General features: G+C 69.1%; 22 protein-coding genes, 1 tRNA gene and 1 riboswitch. Of the genes, 15 read left to right on the top strand and 8 right to left on the bottom strand.

Annotated features, from left to right (window positions below; translation table 11 throughout):
• Window positions 1-15 precede the first annotated feature (15 nt).
• Window positions 16-348, top strand: coding sequence for a hypothetical protein (locus E6P78_RS03320; RefSeq protein WP_206307708.1), 333 nt, complete (start codon window positions 16-18; stop codon window positions 346-348).
• Between the two features lie 147 nt (window positions 349-495).
• Here the strand turns inward: E6P78_RS03320 and E6P78_RS03315 are convergent, their stop codons facing one another.
• Window positions 496-1,080: an isochorismatase family protein gene (locus tag E6P78_RS03315; protein ID WP_136201959.1), complete on the bottom strand. Its 585-nt coding sequence runs from the start codon at window positions 1,078-1,080 to the stop codon at window positions 496-498.
• A gap of 209 nt (window positions 1,081-1,289) precedes the next feature.
• Window positions 1,290-2,618, bottom strand: a complete 1,329-nt coding sequence (locus tag E6P78_RS03310; protein ID WP_136201958.1) for a nicotinate phosphoribosyltransferase — start codon at window positions 2,616-2,618, stop codon at window positions 1,290-1,292.
• A gap of 111 nt (window positions 2,619-2,729) precedes the next feature.
• Here E6P78_RS03310 and clpS point away from each other — a divergent pair, with 111 nt between their 5' ends.
• From clpS to E6P78_RS03270, 8 genes are all read left to right on the top strand, one after another.
• Window positions 2,730-3,035, top strand: a complete 306-nt coding sequence (clpS, locus tag E6P78_RS03305) for an ATP-dependent Clp protease adapter ClpS (protein ID WP_136201957.1) — start codon at window positions 2,730-2,732, stop codon at window positions 3,033-3,035.
• A gap of 53 nt (window positions 3,036-3,088) precedes the next feature.
• On the top strand, window positions 3,089-3,673 hold the full coding sequence (locus tag E6P78_RS03300) for a DUF2017 domain-containing protein (RefSeq protein ID WP_136201956.1): 585 nt from the start codon (window positions 3,089-3,091) through the stop codon (window positions 3,671-3,673).
• A gap of 310 nt (window positions 3,674-3,983) precedes the next feature.
• Complete coding sequence (locus E6P78_RS03295) at window positions 3,984-5,423, top strand: amino acid permease (protein ID WP_136201955.1); 1,440 nt, start codon at window positions 3,984-3,986, stop codon at window positions 5,421-5,423.
• A gap of 91 nt (window positions 5,424-5,514) precedes the next feature.
• Entirely contained in the window at window positions 5,515-5,946 is a 432-nt protein-coding gene (locus E6P78_RS03290) for a M67 family metallopeptidase (RefSeq protein WP_136201954.1), read from the top strand.
• A gap of 132 nt (window positions 5,947-6,078) precedes the next feature.
• Window positions 6,079-6,204, top strand: a complete 126-nt coding sequence (locus tag E6P78_RS33980; protein WP_346765549.1) for a putative leader peptide — start codon at window positions 6,079-6,081, stop codon at window positions 6,202-6,204.
• A gap of 117 nt (window positions 6,205-6,321) precedes the next feature.
• Window positions 6,322-6,600, top strand: coding sequence for a MoaD/ThiS family protein (locus tag E6P78_RS03285; RefSeq protein ID WP_018555889.1), 279 nt, complete (start codon window positions 6,322-6,324; stop codon window positions 6,598-6,600).
• The gene (locus E6P78_RS03280; protein ID WP_136201953.1) at window positions 6,600-7,550 is read left to right on the top strand and encodes a cysteine synthase; all 951 of its coding nucleotides are present in this window, start codon (window positions 6,600-6,602) and stop codon (window positions 7,548-7,550) included. The genes E6P78_RS03285 and E6P78_RS03280 overlap by 1 nt, the downstream gene beginning before the upstream one ends.
• Window positions 7,551-7,951: 401 nt before the next feature.
• Window positions 7,952-8,704 carry an MBL fold metallo-hydrolase gene (locus E6P78_RS03270; protein WP_136201952.1) on the top strand — a complete coding sequence of 251 codons (753 nt, stop codon included), beginning with the start codon at window positions 7,952-7,954 and terminating at the stop codon, window positions 8,702-8,704.
• Between the two features lie 98 nt (window positions 8,705-8,802).
• Here E6P78_RS03270 and E6P78_RS03265 read toward each other — a convergent pair whose 3' ends face one another.
• Window positions 8,803-10,050 (bottom strand): PTS transporter subunit EIIC, encoded by a 1,248-nt coding sequence (locus E6P78_RS03265; RefSeq protein ID WP_136201951.1) that lies wholly within the window; start codon window positions 10,048-10,050, stop codon window positions 8,803-8,805.
• Window positions 10,051-10,313: 263 nt separating this feature from the next.
• On the bottom strand, window positions 10,314-11,627 hold the full coding sequence (locus tag E6P78_RS03260) for a PTS transporter subunit EIIC (protein ID WP_136201950.1): 1,314 nt from the start codon (window positions 11,625-11,627) through the stop codon (window positions 10,314-10,316).
• A gap of 221 nt (window positions 11,628-11,848) precedes the next feature.
• Between E6P78_RS03260 and E6P78_RS03255 the strand changes: the two genes are divergently transcribed.
• The 3 genes from E6P78_RS03255 (at window position 11,849) to rdgB (ending at window position 13,977) form a co-directional block, all read left to right on the top strand.
• The gene (locus E6P78_RS03255; RefSeq protein WP_018105617.1) at window positions 11,849-12,082 is read left to right on the top strand and encodes a PTS glucose/sucrose transporter subunit IIB; all 234 of its coding nucleotides are present in this window, start codon (window positions 11,849-11,851) and stop codon (window positions 12,080-12,082) included.
• Window positions 12,083-12,428: 346 nt separating this feature from the next.
• Complete coding sequence (gene rph / locus E6P78_RS03250) at window positions 12,429-13,166, top strand: ribonuclease PH (RefSeq protein WP_136201949.1); 738 nt, start codon at window positions 12,429-12,431, stop codon at window positions 13,164-13,166.
• Between the two features lie 208 nt (window positions 13,167-13,374).
• On the top strand, window positions 13,375-13,977 hold the full coding sequence (rdgB, locus tag E6P78_RS03245; RefSeq protein WP_136201948.1) for an RdgB/HAM1 family non-canonical purine NTP pyrophosphatase: 603 nt from the start codon (window positions 13,375-13,377) through the stop codon (window positions 13,975-13,977).
• 62 nt (window positions 13,978-14,039) lie between these two features.
• Here the strand turns inward: rdgB and E6P78_RS03240 are convergent.
• From E6P78_RS03240 to bcp, 4 genes are all read right to left on the bottom strand, one after another.
• Window positions 14,040-14,123: transfer RNA gene (locus E6P78_RS03240), tRNA-Leu, on the bottom strand.
• Between the two features lie 43 nt (window positions 14,124-14,166).
• Entirely contained in the window at window positions 14,167-15,168 is a 1,002-nt protein-coding gene (locus E6P78_RS03235) for an HNH endonuclease (RefSeq protein ID WP_136201947.1), read from the bottom strand.
• A gap of 240 nt (window positions 15,169-15,408) precedes the next feature.
• Window positions 15,409-16,905 (bottom strand): glycine betaine/L-proline transporter ProP, encoded by a 1,497-nt coding sequence (gene proP, locus E6P78_RS03230; RefSeq protein ID WP_136201946.1) that lies wholly within the window; start codon window positions 16,903-16,905, stop codon window positions 15,409-15,411.
• Window positions 16,906-17,066: 161 nt separating this feature from the next.
• Window positions 17,067-17,534 carry a thioredoxin-dependent thiol peroxidase gene (gene bcp, locus E6P78_RS03225; RefSeq protein ID WP_136201945.1) on the bottom strand — a complete coding sequence of 156 codons (468 nt, stop codon included), beginning with the start codon at window positions 17,532-17,534 and terminating at the stop codon, window positions 17,067-17,069.
• Window positions 17,535-17,661: 127 nt separating this feature from the next.
• On the opposite strand from bcp, the gene E6P78_RS03220 reads away from it, so the two are divergent.
• The 3 genes from E6P78_RS03220 (at window position 17,662) to E6P78_RS03210 (ending at window position 18,853) form a co-directional block, all read left to right on the top strand.
• Window positions 17,662-17,982, top strand: a complete 321-nt coding sequence (locus tag E6P78_RS03220) for a DUF3618 domain-containing protein (RefSeq protein ID WP_136201944.1) — start codon at window positions 17,662-17,664, stop codon at window positions 17,980-17,982.
• Between the two features lie 48 nt (window positions 17,983-18,030).
• Window positions 18,031-18,369: a co-chaperone GroES gene (locus E6P78_RS03215; protein ID WP_136201943.1), complete on the top strand. Its 339-nt coding sequence runs from the start codon at window positions 18,031-18,033 to the stop codon at window positions 18,367-18,369.
• Between the two features lie 52 nt (window positions 18,370-18,421).
• A riboswitch (guanidine-III (ykkC-III) riboswitch) is annotated at window positions 18,422-18,493 on the top strand.
• 39 nt (window positions 18,494-18,532) lie between these two features.
• Window positions 18,533-18,853 (top strand): multidrug efflux SMR transporter, encoded by a 321-nt coding sequence (locus E6P78_RS03210; protein ID WP_136201942.1) that lies wholly within the window; start codon window positions 18,533-18,535, stop codon window positions 18,851-18,853.
• The last annotated feature ends 19 nt before the right edge of the window (window positions 18,854-18,872 follow it).

Genomic DNA, 18,872 nt, shown 5'->3' with positions numbered 1-18,872 from the left:
GGGGAGCGCGGAAGCATGGCAGGCGGAGGATTCAGCAAGTTGCCGAACGGCAGCGTGGTCGTCGCGATCACCCTGCCGAGCCCGGCGGAGAGCGCGGGACCGGGCACCCCGGTCCGCGTCCTGGTCCACGCGGGCAACCGGGCCCGGGCCCTGACCCGGCTGCGCAACCTGGGCCTGCGCGCCGTGTACCTGCGCGGCAACGCCGAGCCGCCGACCCCGGACGAGATCACCGCCGTCCTGCACCACCCGGACGGCCTCCTGTGGCGCGCGAGACCGGAGCGGGCCCAGGAGCTCTGGCACCCCATCCGCGCCCTGCTGAGGCCCGCCGTGGCGGCCGGACAGGGCTGAGGAGGCCCCGAGGGGCCGTACAGGGCTGAGGGGGCCCGAGGGGCCGTACAGGGCTGAGAGGGCCCCAGGGGCCGGGCAGGGCCGAGGGGCCCCGGGGGTCGGGCAGGGCTGAAGGGGCCCGGGCGCCGGTGCGGGCCTCGGGGGTGCTCAGACCACCGGCTTGCCCGTCAGCGCCACGCCCGCGCCGCGCATCTCGGCCAGCGCCCGGTCCGTCGTCGCCTCGGCGACGCCCGCGGTCAGGTCGAGCAGCACCTGCGTGGCGAAGCCCTCACGGGCGGCGTCCAGCGCGGTGGCCCGCACGCAGTGGTCGGTCGCGATGCCGACCACGTCGACCTCGCTGACCTCACGTTCGCGCAGCCACGCGGCGAGCCCCGTGCCGTTCTCGTCCAGCCCCTCGAAACCGCTGTACGCGGCCGCGTGCGCGCCCTTGTCGAAGACCGTGTCGATCGCCCCCGAGGCGACCGCCGGGGCGAAATTGGGGTGGAAGCCCACGCCCTCCGTACCGGCCACGCAGTGCGGCGGCCAGGAGTGCTCGAAGTCCGGCGCCGACGAGAAGTGGTCACCGGGATCGATGTGGTGGTCCCGGGTGGCAACCACGTACCGGTAACCGGGCCGGCTCTCGCCGATCAGGTCCGTGATGGCGGCGGCGACATCGGCACCCCCCGCCACGGCGAGGCTCCCGCCCTCGCAGAAGTCGTTCTGAACGTCCACGACGATCAAGGCGCGGTGCATGCTGGGTGTCCTTCGGTGGGGGAGTGAGCGGTGGTCACTGCGTGACGGGGGTGGCACCGAGCCTAGAGACTCGGCTCGGCGTTAGGGAGGGGGTGCCCACGCGAATCAAGCCCGTCCGGGCAAAATCAAGCGCGTCCGGGCAAATCGAGCCCGTCCGGCGATTGAGGGCGGAACGGCACCTCGGACGCACCCGGCAGCCGCTCGCCGCCTCACACGTACTCCGTGGGAATAACCGCCTCGCCCCGCGACAACTGCATCGCCGACAACGGCAGCCCCGCCCGCGCCGCGATGTGCCGCTCCCGGGCCGCGTCCAGCGGCTCGCGCGCGACGACCTCGCCGCCCCGGACCAGCTCGACCAGCAGCTGCCGGCCGGCCAGCTCCTCCGGCACCGGGCCGGTGCCGATCACCTCGGCCTCCGCCACCCCCTCCTCGTCCAGCCGGCGCGCCGCCCACTTGCGGCCGCCCTTCGAGGACTTCGCGCCCATCGACTTCTTCGCCACCGGCCGCAGCTCGTCCGCCGGATCGGCCGAGGCCGCGCGGGCGACCAGCTTGTAGACCATCGAGCAGGTGGGGTGCCCGCTGCCGGTCACCAGCTGGGTGCCCACCCCGTACGCGTCCACCGGCGCGGCGGCCAGCGAGGCGATGGCGTACTCGTCCAGGTCCGAGGTCACCACGATCTTCGTCCCGGTGGCGCCCAGCTCGTCCAGCTGCTGGCGCACCCGGTGGGCCACCAGCAGCAGGTCGCCGGAGTCGATCCGTACCGCCCCCAGCTCGGGACCGGCGATCTCGACCGCCGTACGGACCGCCGCGGTCACGTCGTACGTGTCCACCAGCAGCGTCGTGCCGCGCCCCAGCGAGTCGACCTGGGCCTGGAACGCGTCGTGCTCGGAGTCGTGCAGCAGGGTGAACGCGTGGGCGCTCGTACCGACCGTCGGGATGTTGTAGCGGAAGCCGGCGGCCAGGTCGGACGTGGTGTCGAAGCCGCCGATGTACGCGGCCCGGGCCGAGGCCACCGCCGACAGCTCGTGGGTGCGCCGCGCGCCCATCTCGATCAGGCCGCGACCGCCGGCCGCGGCCGACATCCGGGAGGCCGCGGCGGCGATGGCCGAGTCGTGGTTGAGGATCGACAGGATCACCGTCTCCAGCAGCACGCACTCGGCGAAGGAGCCCTCGACCCGCAGGACCGGCGAGCCCGGGAAGTACACCTCGCCCTCCGGGTAGCCCCAGATGTCGCCGCTGAAGCGGTAGTCGGCCAGGTAGTCCAGGGTCGGCCCGTCGACGACGTCCTGGTCGCGCAGGAAGCCGAGCATGTCCTCGTCGAAGTGGAAGTTCTCCACCGCGTCCAGGACCCGCCCGATGCCCGCGACGACGCCGTAGCGCCGCCCCTCGGGCAGCCGGCGGGTGAACGCCTCGAAGACCGAGCGCCGGTCGGCGGTGCCGGCCTTCAGTGCGGCCTGCACCATCGTGAGCTCGTACTGGTCGGTGAAGAGCGCTGTCGACGGCACACCGACCCGTCGCCCAAGGTCCGCAGAGTTCATGCCGGGGATGCTACCCCTATTTCGTCAAAGTGACGAGATGGGGTCTCCGGGCCCGGCGCGGCGCGGGGGCCGTTTGTGCGATGGGCCCTTGTGAGTGGCAGCATGGGGTAGGTGAGCGTCGCCCCCGTAGAGATCGAACGTCCCGAATCGGCCGAGGACAGCCTCGTCGTCCCCGAGCCCGACGTCCCCTGGGTGACGCTGGTCCACAACGACCCGGTCAACCTCATGAGCTACGTGACCTATGTCTTCCAGGCCTACTTCGGCTACTCCAAGGACAAGGCGCACAAGCTGATGCTCGACGTCCACCAGAAGGGCCGCGCCGTCGTCTCCAGCGGCAGCCGCGAGGAGATGGAACGCGACGTCCAGGCCATGCACGGCTACGGGCTGTGGGCCACGCTCACCCAGGACCGCAACTGACCCGCTCCGCACCGCTCCCGTCCGTCCCGCCCGAACACCATCGGAGTCAACCCATGGCCGGCCACTTCGAGGCCACCCCCGGCGGCGGCGCGGCCGTCGCGCTCGACGAGGTGGAGATCGCGATCCTGCGCTCCCTCGCCGTCCAGCTGCTGGAGCTCATCGGACCCGGCGAGGAACCCGCCGAGGGCGACGACCCGCTCGCCGCCCTGTTCGCCGAGGGCCCCAGCGAGCCGCCCGAGGACCCGGCCCTGGCCCGCCTCTTCCCCCAGGCGTACGGCGACCGCGACGACGAACTGATCGCCGCCTCCGCCGAGTTCCGCCGGTTCACCGAGAACGACCTGCGCACCCGCAAGCGCGAGGACGCCCTCGTCGTCGTCCGGACCCTGGACGCGCTCACGCCCGCAGGCGATGGCGCCGCCGTGCTCACGCTCACCGCCGACGAGAGCCGCAGCTGGCTCGGCTCCCTCAACGACCTCCGGCTCACCATCGGCACCCGCCTGGAGGTCTCCGACGAGGACGAGGGCGAGGAGGGCTCGCTCTACCGGCTCCCCGACAGCGACCCGCGCAAGCCCATGGTCATGGCCTACCTCTGGCTCGGCGCCCTCCAGGAAACCCTCGTCGAGACCCTGATGCCCTGACCGGGTGCGCCAGGGGGTGTTCGCTCAACGGACACTTAAATCCGAATAACGATCGCATCACCTGAACGGCCTTTTTTGCAGCGCCCGGACCGCCTTGTCCGCTTTTACTTGTGGTGTGCGCCACAAAACGTCCGCTGGATCATCGTCGTGCCCGTGATAAATCTTCACGACCACCCGGGGACGCCACCCATGTCCCCGGGTAGGCGCTGTCAGCCGGTGACCACCGGCGGCACTCCATCCATATCCGGGGGGATCAGGACCTGATCCGCGGCCGAAAGGCGCGGATCGGCGTGGAGAAAGGCGCGACCACATGACATCGGCGCAGATCGACGACAAGGGGCAGGACGGCCCGCACACCGAGGCCGCGGACGCCACCACCTCCGCCGAGGGATACCAGAGAGCGCTCGGCGCCCGCCAGATCCAGATGATCGCGATCGGCGGGGCCATCGGCACCGGCCTCTTCCTCGGCGCCGGCAAGGCCATCTCCAAGGCCGGACCCAGCCTCATCCTGGCCTACGCCATCGCGGGCCTGGTCATCTTCTTCATCATGCGGGCCCTGGGCGAACTCCTCATGTACCGCCCGGTGTCGGGCTCCTTCTCGGAGTACGCCCGCGAATTCGTCGGCCCCTTCGCCGGCTTCGTCACCGGCTGGACCTACTGGCTGTTCTGGGTCGTCACCGGAATCACCGAAGTCACCGCCGCGGCCCAGTACATGACCTTCTGGTTCACCATTCCGCAATGGGTCTCGGCCCTGATCTTCACCATCATTCTCTACGGCGTGAACCTCATCTCCGTGAAACTCTTCGGAGAGTTGGAGTTCTGGTTCTCGATGGTCAAGGTCACCGCCATCGTCGGCATGATCCTCATCTGCGCCGGAATCCTCACCGTCGGCTTCTCCGACGCCGGAGACACCGCGAGCGTCACCCATCTGTGGTCCGACGGCGGCTTCTTCCCGCACGGCGTCAAGGGCACCCTGATGACCCTTCAGATCGTGATGTTCGCCTTCCTCGCCGTCGAACTCGTCGGCGTCACCGCCGGCGAGTCCAAGGACCCCAAGACCGTCCTGCCCAAGGCCATCAACACCGTGCCCTGGCGCATCGCCGTCTTCTACATCGGCGCCCTGATCATGATCCTCTCGGTGGTGCCCTGGACCGAGTTCTCGCCCGACGTCTCCCCGTTCGTCGAAGCCTTCGAGAAGATGGGCCTCGGCCTCGGCGCGGGCATCGTCAACTTCGTCGTCCTGACCGCCGCGCTCTCCTCCTGCAACTCCGGCATGTACTCCACCGGCCGCATGCTCCGCGACCTCGCGCTCAACGGCCAGGGCCCGAAGTTCTTCACCCGGCTCACCAGGAGCGGCACCCCGCTCGTCGGCACCACCTTCTCCGCCGCCCTCATGCTCGTCGGCGTCTGGGTCAACTACCAGTGGCCCGGAGACGCCTTCACCTACGTCGTCTCCTTCGCCACGATCTCCGGCATGTGGGCCTGGATCATGATCCTGACCAGCCAGATCCGCTACCGCCGCCTGGCCGACCGCGGAGCCCTCCCGCAGTCCACCTTCCGGGCCCCCGGAGCCCCGCACACCAGCGTCTTCGCCCTCTCGTTCATCGCCATGGTCGTCGTCATGATGGCCATCGACAAGGACACCCGGATCTCCCTGTACTGCGCCCCGCTCTGGGCGCTGGTCCTCGGCGTCTCCTACCTGGTCCTGAAGTCCCGCAACCCGCAGGGCAAGGCGTTCGCCCGCCGCTGAACCACCGGCCCCCACCAGGGCGATTCCACGATGCGGGCCCCGGCGTACCACTCCTCGGTACGCCGGGGCCCGTCGTCCTATCCTGGGCGCCATGCTGACCATCACCCAGACGCTCTACGACCAGATCGTGGCGCACGCCCGCGCCGACCACCCCGACGAGGCGTGCGGCGTCGTCGCCGGGCCCGCCGGCTCCGGCCGCCCCGAACGCTTCATCCCGATGCTCAACGCGGCCCGCTCGCCCACGTTCTACGAGTTCGACTCCGCCGACCTCCTCAAGCTCTACCGCGGCATGGACGACCGCGACGAGGAGCCCGTGATCGTCTACCACTCTCACACGGCGACCGAGGCCTACCCCTCGCGCACCGACGTCACCTACGCCAACGAGCCCGGCGCCCACTACGTCCTCGTGTCCACCGCGGACACCGACGACGCGGGCCCCTTCCAGTTCCGCTCGTACCGCATCGTGGACGGCGAGATCACCGAGGAGGAGGTCGCGGTCGTCGCGGCGTACCCCACCGCCTGACCCCGTTCGCACCGCCTCCGCAAGGCCCGGACAGGGCCGCCCACCCCGGCCCTGTCCACCTGGCGAACACCCAACGTCCACCAGGCGAGATCACACTCCGAATCCCCGACCGGGAATCGATACGATGACCGCATGGTTCCCCATGACGTGAGTGACAAGACGCCGGGCACGCTGCTCGTGGCGCGCCTGCACGTCGACCTGTGCCGCCTCTCCAGCGCCATCTGTACGAACCACCGGTCCGCCGGCCGCGAGGTCTGAGCCCGTCCCGGCGCCGCCCGGCCGGGCGCCACGCACCACGCACCGACCCCCGCGCGGGGGCAGAGCCGCGCGCCCCACGCCCACCGCCACCACTCCGCTTCGACAGGAGCCCACGCCATGGCCATCGAGGTCCGCATCCCGACCATCCTCCGCACCTACACCGACGGCGCCAAGGCCGTCGAGGGCAACGGGGACACCCTCGCCGACCTCTTCACGGACCTGGAGAGCCGCCACACCGGCATCCGTGAGCGCATCGTCGACGGCGAGCAGCTGCGCCGCTTCGTCAACGTCTACCTCAACGACGAGGACGTCCGCTTCCTCGACGGCATCTCCACCAAGCTCAACGACGGCGACAGCATCACCATCCTCCCGGCCGTCGCCGGCGGCATGAACTGATGCGCTTCGACAGCCCGCTCGCCGCGGTGGGCAACACCCCGCTCGTCCGCCTGCCGCGGCTGTCACCGTCGGACGACGTCCGCATCTGGGCCAAGCTGGAGGACCGCAACCCCACCGGCTCGATCAAGGACCGCCCCGCGCTCCACATGGTCGAGCAGGCGGAGAAGGACGGCCGGCTCACCCCCGGCTGCACCATCCTCGAACCCACCAGCGGCAACACCGGCATCTCGCTCGCCATGGCGGCCAAGCTCAAGGGCTACCGCATCGTGTGCGTGATGCCGGAGAACACCTCCCAGGAACGGCGCGACCTGCTCGCCATGTGGGGCGCCGAGATCATCTCCTCGCCGGCCGCGGGCGGCTCCAACACCGCGGTCCGCGTCGCCAAGGAGCTCTCGGCCGAGCACCCGGACTGGGTGATGCTCTACCAGTACGGCAACCCGGACAACGCGGGCGCCCACTACGCCACGACCGGCCCGGAGATCCTTGCCGACCTCCCCTCGGTCACCCACTTCGTCGCGGGCCTCGGCACCACCGGCACCCTGATGGGCGTCGGCCGCTACCTGCGCGAACACGTCGAAGGCATCAGGATCGTCGCCGCCGAGCCGCGCTACGACGACCTGGTCTACGGCCTGCGCAACCTCGACGAGGGCTTCGTCCCCGAGCTCTACGACGCCTCCGTCCTCACCACCCGCTACTCGGTCGGCTCCGCCGACGCCGTCACCCGCACCCGCGAACTCCTCCAGCAGGAGGGCATCTTCGCGGGCGTCTCCACGGGGGCGGCGCTGCACGCCGCGATCGGGGTCGGCGACAAGGCCGTCAAGGCCGGCGAGACCGCGGACATCGTCTTCGTCGTCGCCGACGGCGGCTGGAAGTACCTGTCGACGGGCGTGTACACCGCGCCGACGACGGAAGCGGCGATCGCTACGTTGCAGGGGCAGCTCTGGGCGTAGTCCTTGCGTCGTACGCCCCTGACGCCGGGGCCGGACCGTAGTGGTCCGGCCCCGGCGTCGTCGTTTCCGGGGGCGCGGGGCGGAGCCCCGAAGACCCAGCCGCTCCGGCGCTTGAGGAGCGGGGCCCGGGGCAGCGCCCCGGTTTCGGGAAGGGGCGGGCAGGGGAACGCCCGCCGCAGGCGCCACCCCCACCCCTGCGCCCGTCACTCCTTCCATCGAACCGGTGACAGCACAGGTGAGTTCCCCCACAACGACACGCCCCGAAGGAGCGACCGGCCCCTGCGCGCCTTACGCTCAACAAACCGCTCAACGATCCGCACGAATCGCACCGCACGAATCGCACCGCACGAATCGCACCGCACGAACCCTCCCCGTTCCCACGTCTCGGAGGTTCACGCTCCATGAAGCTCACCGTCGTCGGCTGCTCCGGCTCGTTCCCCTCCGCGGGATCGGCATGCTCGAGCTACCTCGTAGAGGCCGACGGCTTCAGGCTGCTTCTCGACATGGGCAACGGAGCCCTCGGCGAGCTGCAGCGTTACGTCGGTCTGTACGACCTCGACGCCATCTTCCTCAGCCACCTGCACGCCGACCACTGCATCGACATGTGCGCGTACTTCGTCGTCCGGTACTACCCGCACGGCGGCGACCGCCCCGCCCGTATCCCGGTCTACGGCCCCGACGGCACGGAGCAGCGGCTCACCACCGCGCACGCGGACACCCCGTCCGACCACGCGATGAGCGAGGTCTTCGACTTCCACACGCTGAAGCCGGGCTGGTTCGAGATCGGCCCCTTCTCGGTGCGTACGGAGAAGCTGTGCCACCCCGTGGACACGTACGGCATCCGCATCGAACACGGCGGCGGCTCGCTCACGTACTCCGGGGACACCGGCATCTGTGAGGCGCTGGACGAGCTGGCCGAGGGCGCGGATCTCTTCCTCTGCGAGGCGTCGTTCGTGCACGGCAAGGAGGACATCCCGGACCTCCACCTCAACGGCCGCGAGGCCGGCGAGCTGGCCGCGCGGGCGGAGGTGGGCCGCCTGGTCCTCACCCACATCCCGCCGTGGACCGACGCCGAGCGCAACCTCGCCGACGCCCGCGAGGTCTTCACCGGGCCGACGGAGCTGGCGGCGCCCGGCGCGGTCTACGAGGTCTGAGCCGCCCCCCCGCACGCGCACGACGAAGCCGACGAAGCCCCTCACCTTCCCGTCGGGGAGGTGAGGGGCTTCGTCGTGTACAGGTCGCCGACCAGGGGCTACTTGGTCAGGTCCTCGATCTCCTCCTCGGGCTCACGGCCCGGGGTGGTGAGGTTGAACTTGGTGATCGCGAAGCGGAAGACCACGTAGTAGATCACCGCGAAGACGAGACCGATCGGGATGATCAGCCATGGCTTGGTCGCCAGGTTCCAGTTCAGGAAGTAGTCGATGAAGCCGGCCGAGAAGGTGAACCCGGCGTGCACGCCCAGCGCCCAGGTGACGGCCATCGAGATCGCGGTGAGGACCGCGTGGATCGCGTAGAGGAGCGGCGCGATGAACATGAACGAGAACTCGATCGGCTCGGTCACACCGGTGACGAACGAGGTCAGCGCCAGGGAGACCATCATGCCCATCACGGCCTTGCGGCGCTCCGGGCGGGCGGAGTGCGCGATGGCGATGGCGGCGGCCGGGAGACCGAACATCATGATCGGGAAGAAGCCCGACATGAACTGACCGGCGGTCGGGTCGTGGACGAAGAAGCGGTTCAGGTCACCGTGCACGACGGCGCCGGTGGCGTCCGTGAAGTCACCCAGCTGGAACCACGAGACCGTGTTGACGAACTGGTGCATGCCGACCGGGATCAGCGCGCGGTTGATCAGACCGAAGAGGCCGGCACCGAAGGAGCCGAGACCGGTCATCCACTCGCCGAAGTTGGATATGCCGTCGCCGATGGGCTCCCAGACCAGGCCGAAGAAGACACCGAAGATCACGCCGACGAAGGCCATGATGATCGGGACGAGCCGGCGGCCGTTGAAGAAGCCGAGCCAGTCCACCAGCTTGGTGCGGTGGAACTTCTGCCACAGGATCGCGGCGACGAGACCCATCAGGATGCCGCCGAGGACACCCGGGTTGTTGTACGTCGCGGCCGTGTCCTCGCCCTTCTGGATCACCGCTTCGGTGACCGGGAAGGCCTTGAGCACGTTGCTGTACACCAGGAAGCCGACCAGGCCGGCGAGGGCGGTCGAGCCGTCCGACTTCTTGGCGAAGCCGATGGCGACACCGATGCAGAAGAGCATCGGAAGGTTGTCGAAGACCGCGCCGCCTGCCGTGGCGAACACGGAGGCGACCTTGTCCCAGCCGAGGCCGTCGTCACCGAAGACGTCGGGCTGGCCGAGACGGAGCAGGATGCCCGCGGCCGGCAGCACGGCGATCGGCAGCTGAAGGCTGCGACCCACCTTCTGCAGGCCCTGGAACAGGCCGGAGCCCCGCTTCTTCGCGGGGGCCGCCGTAGCGGTGGCCGTACTCATCAACTTCCTCCAGTAGGCAAGGCGCCGCCAGGGACAGGGGGTTTCGGGTGGGCGACGACTCGAGGAACGTGACGGGGGAACGTCACATGGTCTGGACCACTGAGTGGTGTAGACCAGTTGTAGCACGGTGAGGGTTAGATAAGGAACCTGCAATTTCCGACTACTTCGCAGCAGCTGGCGCATACGCACCGTGACATGCGAAAAGCCCCCGGACCGCAGGGTCCGGGGGCCGCGCTCACAAGGTCAGTGACCTTGCGTAAAGGCTACTTCGTGAGATTCTGCTCGGTCTCCTCCTCGACCTCCTCGGGCTCGCGGCCCGGCGTCTGGAGGTTGAACCTGGTGATCGCGAACCGGAAGACGACGTAATACACGACGGCGAACGCCAGCCCGATCGGGATGATGAGCCAGGGTTTCGTCGCCAGGCTCCAGTTGATGACGTAGTCGATCAACCCCGCCGAGAAGCTGAAGCCGTCCTTCACGCCCAGTGCCCACGTCACCGCCATCGACACACCGGTGAGCACCGCGTGGATGGCGTACAGGATGGGTGCGACGAACAGGAACGAGTACTCGATCGGCTCCGTGATTCCCGTCACGAACGACGTCAGGCCGACCGAGATCATCATGCCCGCCACCGCCTTGCGCCGGTGCGGCTTCGCACAGTGGTAGATCGCCAGCGCCGCCGCCGGCAGCGCGAACATCATGATCGGGAAGAAGCCCGTCGTGAACTGACCGGCCGTCGGGTCGCCCGCCAGGAACCGGTTGATGTCACCGTGCACGACCGTCCCGTCCGGCTTGGTGAAGTCACCGAACTGGAACCAGACGAACGTGTTCAGGAACTGGTGCATGCCGATGACCAGCAACGCGCGGTTGGCCACACCGAAGATGCCCGACCCCAGCCAGTTCAGGTCCACCAGCCACTTCGAGAAACTGGTCAGACCGTCACCGATCGGCTGCCACAGCCAGGCGCACAGCGCCGCGAAGAGCAGACCGACGAACGCCATGATGATCGGGACGAGCCGGCGGCCGTTGAAGAAGCCCAGCCAGTCCACCAGCTTCACCCGGTGGAACCGCCGCCAGAACCAGGCCGCCATCAGGCCCATCACGATCCCGCCGAACACCCCCGGGTTCTGGTACGCCGCCGGCGTCACCGTCGCGTCGCCCGCGACACACGTACCGAACCAGGTGCCGCCCGAGACGAACGTCGAACCCTTGTCGCAGTCCACCGGGAACGCGTGCAGCACCGCGTAGTACACGAGGAAGCCCGTCACGGCGGCGAGCGCCGTCGAACCGTCCGCCTTCCGCGCCATGCCGATCGCCACACCGACGCAGAACAGCAGCGGAAGCCCGAGCCCCGAGTCCAGCAGCGCACCGCCCGCCGCCGCGAACACCTTGGCGACATTGGTCCAGCCCAGACCGTCGTCACCGAAGACGTCCGGCTGGCCGAGCCGGTTGAGGATACCGGCGGCCGGCAGCACGGCGATCGGGAGCTGAAGGCTGCGCCCCATCTTCTGGAGGCCCTGGAAGAGGCCGTTCCACCACCGCTTCTGTGGGATGGCGGCTTCGCTGCTGGAGCTCATCGGCGTCCTCCCGGAACAGGCCACGTTTGATGGGTGTTGCAGACTGGTGTAGACCAGTTGCGGTACGGTGCGGAGCCCGCCGGAAGGCAGGGCGCCGGTGATCGTCATCATTGGTGACGGCCGGAGCGCTCGCTAGCGAAGTTGGGCCAACCGTGCGTTACCGTGACGAAACGGACCCAGGGTGGGCCGTCGCATGTACATGAAGAACCAGGGAGAAGGCCATGGCCAGCAAGGCTGAGAAGATCGTCGCCGGGCTCGGCGGAATCGAGAACATCGAAGAGGTCGAGGGCTGCATCACCCGCCTGCGCACCGAGGTCGTCGACCCGAGCAAGGTCGACGAGGCCGCGCTCAAGGCCGCCGGCGCCCACGGCGTCGTCAAGATGGGCACCGCGATCCAGGTCGTCATCGGCACCGACGCCGACCCGATCGCCGCCGACATCGAAGACATGATGTGACGCACCGCTGAACCCGTCGGGCCTCCTCGGCCGACACCCGCCCGACCCCGTCGGCCCCTCGGCCGACACCCGCCGGACCCCGCCGGACATCCTCCGGCCGACACCCGCCGGACCCCGTCGGCCCCCTCGGCCGGCACCCCGCAGGCCCCGCCCGACCAGGGCGGGGCCTGCCGCGCGTCCGCCCCACCGGGGTCCTCCGATGGGGCACCCCGCACACCGGCGGGCACGGGCTTCGCACCGGGGATTCCCGGGTCTCGCGCACGCCGGCACCCACGGCCCCGCGCCCAGGCAGGCACCGCCTCCTCGCCGGGAATCGCCCGGCCCCGCACCCGATAGGCTCGACGCCATGTCTCGTATCGACGGCCGCACCCCCGACCAGCTCCGCCCCGTCACCATCGAACGCGGATGGAGCAAGCACGCCGAAGGTTCCGTACTCATCTCCTTCGGCGACACCAAAGTCTTCTGCACCGCCTCCGTCACCGAAGGCGTGCCCCGCTGGCGCAAGGGCAGCGGCGAAGGCTGGGTCACCGCCGAATACTCCATGCTGCCCCGCTCCACCAACACCCGCGGCGACCGCGAATCCGTACGCGGCAAGATCGGCGGCCGCACCCACGAGATCAGCCGCCTCATCGGCCGCTCCCTGCGCGCCGTCATCGACTACAAGGCCCTCGGCGAGAACACCATCGTCCTCGACTGCGACGTCCTCCAGGCCGACGGCGGCACCCGCACCGCCGCCATCACCGGCGCCTACGTCGCGCTGGCCGACGCCATCGCCTGGGCCCAGGGCAAGAAGATCATCAAGCACGGCCGCAAGCCGCTGACCGGCACCGTCTCCGCCGTCAGCGTCGGCATCGTCGACGGCACCCCGCTCCTCGACCTCTGCTACGAGGAGGACGTCCGCGCCGAGACCGACATGAACGTCGTCTGCACCGGCGACGGCCGCTTCGTGGAGGTCCAGGGCACCGCCGAGGCCGAGCCCTTCGACCGCACGGAACTCAACGCCCTCCTCGACCTCGCCACCGCCGGCTGCGTCGACCTCGCCCGGTTCCAGAACGACGCCCTGGCCGCCACCCTCGGCGCGTAGGGCAGACCCCGAGAGCAACCAACTCCCTCTCCCACGGCGTCGATACGCATACGGGCGCACGGGTCGAACCGTGCGCCCGTCCGCGAATCCGCACCCGTGGAGGGCCCACACCATGGCCGCGCGCCACCGGCACCACCGCACCGGCCGTGGAGATCGCCAAAGTCTGCACCCCGTGACCCACCGGGGCGGGCGCGGCGATAATCGACCCATGACCCGTCTCATCCTCGCCACCCGCAACGCCGGGAAGATCACCGAACTCCACGCGATCCTCGCCGACGCGGGCCTCACCCACGAACTCGTCGGCGCCGACGCGTACCCGGAGGTCCCCGACGTCAAGGAGACCGGCGTCACCTTCGCCGAGAACGCCCTCCTCAAGGCCCACGCCCTCGCGCAGGCCACCGGCCACCCCGCCATCGCCGACGACTCCGGCCTCTGCGTGGACGTGCTCGGCGGCGCCCCCGGCATCTTCTCGGCCCGCTGGTCCGGCACCCACGGCAACGACCGCGCCAACCTGGACCTGCTCCTCGCCCAGCTCTCCGACATCGACGCCCCGCACCGCGCCGCCCACTTCGCCTGCGCCGCAGCCCTCGCCCTCCCGGACGGCACGGAACGCGTGGTCGAGGGCCGCCTCACCGGCACCCTGCGCCACACCCCCGCGGGCGGATACGGCTTCGGCTACGACCCGATCCTCCAGCCGGACGGCGAGACGCGCACCTGCGCGGAACTGACCCCGGACGAGAAGAACGCGATCAGCCACCGCGGCAAGGCGTTCCGGGCGCTGGTCCCGGTGGTGCGGGAACTGGTGGGGTGACGCCCTTTGTGAACGCGGCAGGCCCGACTCGTCGCTGATGCGAGTCGGGCCTGCCGATGGGGTGCGCGAGGAGGGACTCGAACCCTCACGCCGCTAGGGCACTGGTACCTAAAACCAGCCTGTCTCACCAATTCCAGCACTCGCGCCTCCCCGGCAGTCTACAAGGGGAGGCGCCGTCGGCCCGAGGGTTTAGGGCGTGCTCGTCTCTTTGGCGCGCCGGTTGCGACACCATGTCTCGGTGAACGCATGGCAGTTGGGGCACAGGTAGCGAAGGTTCTCGGCCCGGTTGTCGAGCCAGTCGCCGTTGATGTGGTCGATCTGCAGCGTGAAGGACTGCCTCAGCCACTTCCCTCTGTTGCCGCAGGACGCGCACCGGTAGGCGACGCCGATCTCCTGCAGAGCGCGGTGAAGCCCTTCCCGGTTCGTGCGTCCCGACCCCGGCGGTCTGATAACCAAGGTCGTCGGCGCGATCGTCCTGGGCTTACGCGTTTGTGGCACTGCCCAGGTGCGGCGCTTGAAGTGGCTCGTGTCGAGCTCCAGTCGCAGAACCATGCGTCGCACGCGGCGGTGATTCGTGTCGTTGACCTCAAGACGGAGCGCGCGCATGACGTCCGCGTAGCTCGTGGCTTGCGGGATGGCGCTCCTCAGGGCGGCCTCCGGGATGGCAAGACGTGCGTTACGGAAGTGGGAGGTGTCGATGCCTCTTCTGCGGAGCAGGGCCGCCAGTGCCGAGCGTGACTGGCTGTCGTCGCCCATTCCGAGGTTCGTGGCCACCCCGCGCACGCTGTCGGCGGCCAGCGCGGCGACCTGCAGTTCCTCCGTGGTAAAGAGGAGATCGAGGTGTGGGCGGTTCATACCGGGAAAGTGGCTGACATCGATTCCGGCCGCCGTGATGCGGCGGCTTATGTGGGACAGCGTGCCGGTGGCCGGCGGCGCGCCAAGTTTGATCACGACCTCACGCAGTGACGAGGACGATGCGACAGCCTCAGCGATCGCCGCGTCCGCGTACTTTCGCCATGGGCTGCGCTTCGTGAAGTGAGCTGTGTCCAGCTTGTGTCCAGCTACCTTTTCCTGGAGCACACGCCGCTGGCCGCCGCTCTTCTTGAGTCCGAGCCGACGCATTAGGTCCGTCCAGTTCGTCGCCTCGGCGACAGCATCGGTGAGCCGTTGCCGCTCGTACACGTCAGACATGTCCCTCCCCCGTTGCAACGCAACCGTGCGCTGATCCAGCGCGTTGCGGACGCTGACGTTCGACAGTCCGCCTGTGTACAGAACTCGCACGTTCCCCTCCGCATCCGGCCGCCCGTTCGCGGCCTCGTACGGAGTAACGAACCGACTATCGGAGGGTCACGTCCGATATCCGACAAGATGCGGAACGACCCGTACCGCTTCGAGGGGAAGCCGTACGGGCCGCAGAGGGGGCCGAGAGGGTCAGAACTTCGGGTCCGGGGTCTGGGAGTGGACCAGTTCTTCCGCTTCCGCCGTCGTTTCCACCGAGGGCGGGGAGCCCGCCAGGGGCTTGTTGGCGGTTTCCTTCATGCAGGCCACCGCGATCACGCCGACCAGGGCCGCCGCCATCGCGTAGTACGCCGGCATCAGGTTGGTGCCCGAGAGGCTGATCAGGGCGGTGATCACCAGCGGGGTCGTACCGCCGAAGAGTGACGCGGAGAGGTTGTAGCCGACCGAGAGGGAGCCGTAGCGGACGTTCGTGGGGAACAGGGCCGGGAGCGCGGCGGACATCGTGCCGAGCATGCAGACCAGGGAGAGGCCCAGCAGCAGCATGCCGATGGTGATGGCGGGGATGCTGCCCTGGCGGATGAGGAGGAAGGCGGGGAGCGAGAAGATCAGGAAGCCCAGCATGCCGGTCATCAGGAGCGGCTTGCGGCCGAAGCGGTCGGAGAGCTTGCCGACCTGGTTGATGATCAGCATCAGGAAGACCATGACGGCGAGCAGGATGAGCAGGCCGTGGGTCTCGCTGTAGCCGAGCTCGTCGGAGAGGTACGTCGGCATGTACGACAGCAGCATGTAGTCGGTGATGTTGTACGCGCCGACCAGGCAGATGCAGAGGATCAGCGTCGGCCAGTAGTCGCGGAAGATCTTGGCGAGGTCGCCCTTGGCGGTCGTCTCGACGCTGTCCGCCGCCTCCGTGGCGTGCGCGGTGCCGCCCTCCAGCTTCTGGAAGGCCGGGGTCTCGTCCAGGCGCAGTCGCAGGTAGAGGCCGACGAGGCCGAGCGGGCCCGCGACGAGGAAGGGGATGCGCCAGCCCCAGGAGTCCATCTGGGCGTCGCTGAGGAGCGCGTAGAGCAGTGTGACGAGGCCGGCGGCGCCCACGTAACCGGCGAGGGTGCCGAATTCGAGGAAGCTGCCGAAGAAGCCGCGTCGCTTGTCGGGGGCGTACTCGGCGATGAAGGTCGAGGCCCCGCCGTACTCGCCGCCCGTCGAGAAGCCCTGGAGCATGCGGAAGAAGATCAGCAGGACGGCCGCCCAGATGCCGATCGACTGGTGCGAGGGGATGAGGCCGATCGCGAAGGTGCCGATCGCCATCATGATCATGGTGAGGGCGAGGACCTTCTTGCGGCCGATCTTGTCGCCCATGGGCCCGAAGAACATGCCGCCGAGGGGGCGGACGAGGAAGGCGACCGCGAAGGTGGCGAAGGAGGAGAGGAGCTGGGTCGTGTCGTTCCCGGACGGGAAGAAGACATGGCCAAGGGTTCCGGCGAGGTAGGAGTAGATGCCGAAGTCGAACCACTCCATGGCGTTGCCGAGTGAGGCCGCCTTGACCGCGCGCTTGACCGCCTGGTCGTCCGTGATGGTGATGTCCGTACGGCGCAGCTTGGGGTTCTGGCGCTTTCGGATGGCACGGAAGAGGGCAGGGTGGCGTTTGACCGCTTCCGGGTCGGCCGCCTGGTGGGGGTCGGAGGCCGCCATGGCCGGTTCCTTTCCTCGGCGAGTGTTTCAGGAAAGGCTTCTGCGCGGACATGGCGGTCGCAAACCGATTCGGCGAAGGATTGGGATGTCCCCCACACGATTTCGGCCGTTCGGCCCAACGGTCGGCTGATTTTGGACTGCTCCGGGCGAGCGGGCGGACCTCAGATCTTGAGGTCCTTGATGATCTTGGCGACGTGGCCGGTGGCCTTCACGTTGTAGAAGGCGTGGGCGACCTTGCCGTCCTCGTCGACGACGACCGTGGATCGGATGACGCCCGTCACCGTTTTGCCGTAAAGCTTCTTCTCGCCGTAGGCGCCGTACGCCTCCAGGGTCTCCTTGGCGGGGTCGCCGACCAGTGTGACCTTGAGGTTCTCCTTCTCGCGGAACTTCGCGAGCTTCTCCGGCTTGTCGGGGGACACGCCGATCACGTCGTAGCCGGCCCCGGCGAGGAGGTCGAGGTTGTCGGTGAAGTCGCAGGCCTGCTTGGTGCAACCGGGGGTAAGCGCTGCGGGGTAGAAGTAGACGATGACCTTGCGGCCCTTGTGGTCCGCGAGCGAGACGTCGTTGCCGTCGGCGTCGGGGAGGGTGAAGGCGGGGGCGGTGTCGCCGGGCTTGAGGCGCTCGCTCATGGTTCTCCTCGTTGGTACGTGGGGTGTACGGGACCGAGGGTAATAGGGGTGCCGCCGGGTGCGGGGGCGGTGGAACTGACAGACTGTCGATGAAGGTTTACCGGACGAGGACCACGGAGGCGGCGCGGTGTCGGATGCCAGGACCCCTGCGCAGATCGAGGCGGACATCATCAGCAGGCGTGAGCAGCTTGCGGTGGTACTCGATGAGATCGGGGTGCGTGTGCACCCGAAGACGATCATCGGTGACGCGAAGGCGAAGGTGGCCGGGACCGTGGACCGGACGGCCGGGCGGGCTTACGTCGCGGTGAACCGGGCGGTGTCGGACGTGAAGGCGCAGTTCGTCACGGCGGAGGGTTCGCTCCGGCTGGAGCGGGTCATTCCGGTGGCGCTGCTCGCGGTGGGCGTGGTGGGCCTGGTCGTGGTGTCGGGGCGGCGCGGGAAGCGTTGACGGGCCCTCGCGCGCACGGCTGTCCGGCGGCCCGGTAGGTTGCGGGGCGTGAGCGAGAACACCGACGACAAGCTGCCCATCCGGATGCTGCACGACCGTGTGCTGGTCCGGTCCGAGTCGCCCGAGGGCGAGCGGCGTTCCGGCGGCGGCATTCTGATTCCCGTGACGGCCGCGGTCGGCCGCCGGCTGGGGTGGGCCGTGGTGGTCGCGGTGGGGCAGAACGTGCGGACGGTCGAGCCGGGTGACCGGGTGCTGTTCGACCCGGAGGACCGGGCGGAGGTCGAGGTGCGGGGCGTGGCGTACGTGCTGATGCGCGAGCGCGATCTGCACGCGGTGGCCGCGGACCGGTTCGAGGGTTCGGAGGATTCGACCGGGTTGTATCTGTAACCCGCGCCGATGGGTGTACGGGGGGCCCGGTGACTGCTGTCACCGGGCCCTTTGCTCGTTCTTTGCTACGGTGGAATCACCCCGACGAGACGCGCCGTACCGGGTTTCGCAAAGACGACGCACCCGTGTTGTTCGCGTGTTCTGTCTCGTCGGAGGTGCTGTCGTGGCGTGGGTTCTGCTGGTGGTCGCGGGTCTGCTGGAAGTGGGCTGGTCGATCGGGATGAAGTACACGGAGGGGTTCACCCGGCTGTGGCCGAGTGTGTTCACGGGCCTGGGGATCGTGGCGAGCATGCTGTTGCTGTCGCATGCGGCGCGGACCCTGCCGATCGGTACGGCGTACGGGGTGTGGGTCGGGATCGGTGCGGCGGGTGCGGCGGTGCTGGGCATGGTGGTGCTGCACGAGCCGGTGACGGCGGCGCGGATCTTCTTCGTCTGTCTGCTGCTGGTGGCCGTGGTGGGGCTGAAGGCCACGTCGGGTCACTGACGCGGCGGCTCGGGGGCGT

Origin of the sequence: Streptomyces sp. A0958, assembly GCF_004795035.1 — a bacterium.
Taxonomy (GTDB): domain Bacteria; phylum Actinomycetota; class Actinomycetes; order Streptomycetales; family Streptomycetaceae; genus Streptomyces.
The sequence above is the reverse complement of the archived record's forward strand: the minus strand, read 5'-3'. Positions and strand labels throughout refer to the sequence as shown.

Coding starts and splice junctions, on each gene's coding strand:
- E6P78_RS03320 (WP_206307708.1), top strand. CDS start 16: ATGGCAGGCGGAGGATTCAGCAAGTTGCCGAACGGCAGCGTGGTCGTC.
- E6P78_RS03315 (WP_136201959.1), bottom strand. CDS start 1,080: ATGCACCGCGCCTTGATCGTCGTGGACGTTCAGAACGACTTCTGCGAG.
- E6P78_RS03310 (WP_136201958.1), bottom strand. CDS start 2,618: ATGAACTCTGCGGACCTTGGGCGACGGGTCGGTGTGCCGTCGACAGCG.
- E6P78_RS03300 (WP_136201956.1), top strand. CDS start 3,089: ATGGCCGGCCACTTCGAGGCCACCCCCGGCGGCGGCGCGGCCGTCGCG.
- E6P78_RS03295 (WP_136201955.1), top strand. CDS start 3,984: ATGACATCGGCGCAGATCGACGACAAGGGGCAGGACGGCCCGCACACC.
- E6P78_RS03290 (WP_136201954.1), top strand. CDS start 5,515: ATGCTGACCATCACCCAGACGCTCTACGACCAGATCGTGGCGCACGCC.
- E6P78_RS33980 (WP_346765549.1), top strand. CDS start 6,079: ATGGTTCCCCATGACGTGAGTGACAAGACGCCGGGCACGCTGCTCGTG.
- E6P78_RS03285 (WP_018555889.1), top strand. CDS start 6,322: ATGGCCATCGAGGTCCGCATCCCGACCATCCTCCGCACCTACACCGAC.
- E6P78_RS03280 (WP_136201953.1), top strand. CDS start 6,600: ATGCGCTTCGACAGCCCGCTCGCCGCGGTGGGCAACACCCCGCTCGTC.
- E6P78_RS03270 (WP_136201952.1), top strand. CDS start 7,952: ATGAAGCTCACCGTCGTCGGCTGCTCCGGCTCGTTCCCCTCCGCGGGA.
- E6P78_RS03265 (WP_136201951.1), bottom strand. CDS start 10,050: ATGAGTACGGCCACCGCTACGGCGGCCCCCGCGAAGAAGCGGGGCTCC.
- E6P78_RS03260 (WP_136201950.1), bottom strand. CDS start 11,627: ATGAGCTCCAGCAGCGAAGCCGCCATCCCACAGAAGCGGTGGTGGAAC.
- E6P78_RS03255 (WP_018105617.1), top strand. CDS start 11,849: ATGGCCAGCAAGGCTGAGAAGATCGTCGCCGGGCTCGGCGGAATCGAG.
- rph (WP_136201949.1), top strand. CDS start 12,429: ATGTCTCGTATCGACGGCCGCACCCCCGACCAGCTCCGCCCCGTCACC.
- rdgB (WP_136201948.1), top strand. CDS start 13,375: ATGACCCGTCTCATCCTCGCCACCCGCAACGCCGGGAAGATCACCGAA.
- E6P78_RS03235 (WP_136201947.1), bottom strand. CDS start 15,168: ATGTCTGACGTGTACGAGCGGCAACGGCTCACCGATGCTGTCGCCGAG.
- proP (WP_136201946.1), bottom strand. CDS start 16,905: ATGGCGGCCTCCGACCCCCACCAGGCGGCCGACCCGGAAGCGGTCAAA.
- bcp (WP_136201945.1), bottom strand. CDS start 17,534: ATGAGCGAGCGCCTCAAGCCCGGCGACACCGCCCCCGCCTTCACCCTC.